Below are 1647 nucleotides of genomic sequence, written 5' to 3' on the forward strand. Positions count from 1 at the left end.
GGCCTTGCCGCTTCCGAAGCGGATGCCGCAGCTCCGGAGGACGAACCGGCTGCACACGGCGGCCGGATCAAGGCCTCGCCGCTGGCCCGGCGAACGGCGAAGGATCTGGGCGTGGAGCTGTCTGCGGTAAAAGGCACGGGGCCGCAGGGCCGGATAACGGACGGCGACGTGCGGCGGTATGCCGAGAGCGGCAAACACGGCTCGCCGAAGGTTAGGATTTCCCCGGCTGCGGCGAAGGAAGCGGCGGCGCTTGGCGTAAATCCCGCCGACATCCACAAGGACGGCAGAATTATGAAGGAGGATGTCCGCGCTTTTGCCGCCACGGTAGAGGCTGTCTCCGGAAGCGCAGGCCAGGCTCCCGCCTCCGTATCCGGCTCTCGGTCAGCGGCTTCGGCACGGAATACGGCTGCGGATGAGCAGGCCGTGTCGCGCGTTCCGATGAGCGCCATGCGGAAGGTGATTGCCAAACGGATGCGCGAAAGCGTCGATATTTCACCAACCGTCACATACAATATGCGGGTGGATACCACCGCGCTCGCCGCCCTCAGACGGCAATTGAAGGATTCACGAAAGATTACTTACACCGATCTGCTGGTCGCGATTACCGCCAAAGCGCTGCTCGAATTCCCGCTGCTTAATTGCTCCATCGAGGGCAACGACCTCGTCATGAGAAACGCGGTTCACATTGGCGTGGCTGTCGGCCTGGATAGCGGTTTGGTTGTGCCGGTTCTTCGTAACGCCCATCTGAAAGGCCTGGGCGAAATCTCAGATGAAGTGCGCTTCCTTGCCGAAGGCGCGAGAAATAATACGCTGACCCCGGCCGACATGACCGGCGGCACTTTTACCATAACCAATCTCGGGATGTATGGCATGGAATCCTTCTCCCCGATTATCAATCAGCCCGAAGTAGCGATACTCGGCGTAAATGCCATCGTTGATACGCCGGTTGCCGTGAACGGCGAAGTCGTGATCAAGCCGCTGATGAATCTCAGCCTGACGGCGGATCACCGGGCGGTGGACGGCGCGGTTGCGGCGCAGTTTATGCAGAGAATCAAGGCGTACGCAGAGAATCCGGCGCTTCTGCTGCTGTGAAAGGAGAATGCGGGATGAAAATTGTGGTGCTGGGAGGCGGGCCGGGCGGTTATGTTGCCGCGATAAGGGCCGCTCAGTTGGGAGCTGAAGTGACGCTGGTGGAGAAAAAAGCTTTGGGCGGAACCTGCCTTAATGTCGGCTGTATTCCGACCAAAGTGCTGCTGCATACCTCGGAGTTCTACACGGCGCTGAAGCGTGAATCGGCCGAAATCGGCCTTGACATTCCGCAGCTTGCGGTAGACTGGAAGAGGCTGCAAAAGCGCAAGGACAAGGTTATCCGGATCAACACCGGCGGAATCGACGCGCTGCTTAAGAAGAACAAAGTGACCAAGATTATCGGCACCGGCCGGTTTACCGGCGTGCATGAGCTGGAAGTAAGCAAGGAAGACGGCAGCATGCAGACGATCGGCTTTGACCGGGCCATCGTCGCCACCGGTTCGGTGCCGTCCAGGGTACCGATTCCCGGGGCGGAGCTTTCCGCCGTTATCACAAGCGATGAGGCCCTGTCGCTGCCGGAGGTGCCGGGCAGCCTCTGCATTATCGGCGGGGGGGGAA

Annotated in this window: 2 protein-coding genes; both read left to right on the forward strand. The window is 60.4% G+C overall.

From position 1 onward, the window contains the following. A partial coding sequence (locus L691_RS0113500) for a dihydrolipoamide acetyltransferase family protein (protein ID WP_025691039.1) occupies positions 1-1092 on the forward strand: 1092 nt, incomplete at its 5' end. A gap of 14 nt (positions 1093-1106) precedes the next feature. Further along, the coding region (locus L691_RS0113505; protein WP_025691040.1) for an FAD-dependent oxidoreductase at positions 1107-1647 on the forward strand (541 nt) is incomplete at its 3' end.

Source organism: Paenibacillus zanthoxyli JH29 (assembly GCF_000520715.1).
Taxonomy (GTDB): Bacteria; Bacillota; Bacilli; order Paenibacillales; family Paenibacillaceae; genus Paenibacillus_AQ; species Paenibacillus_AQ zanthoxyli.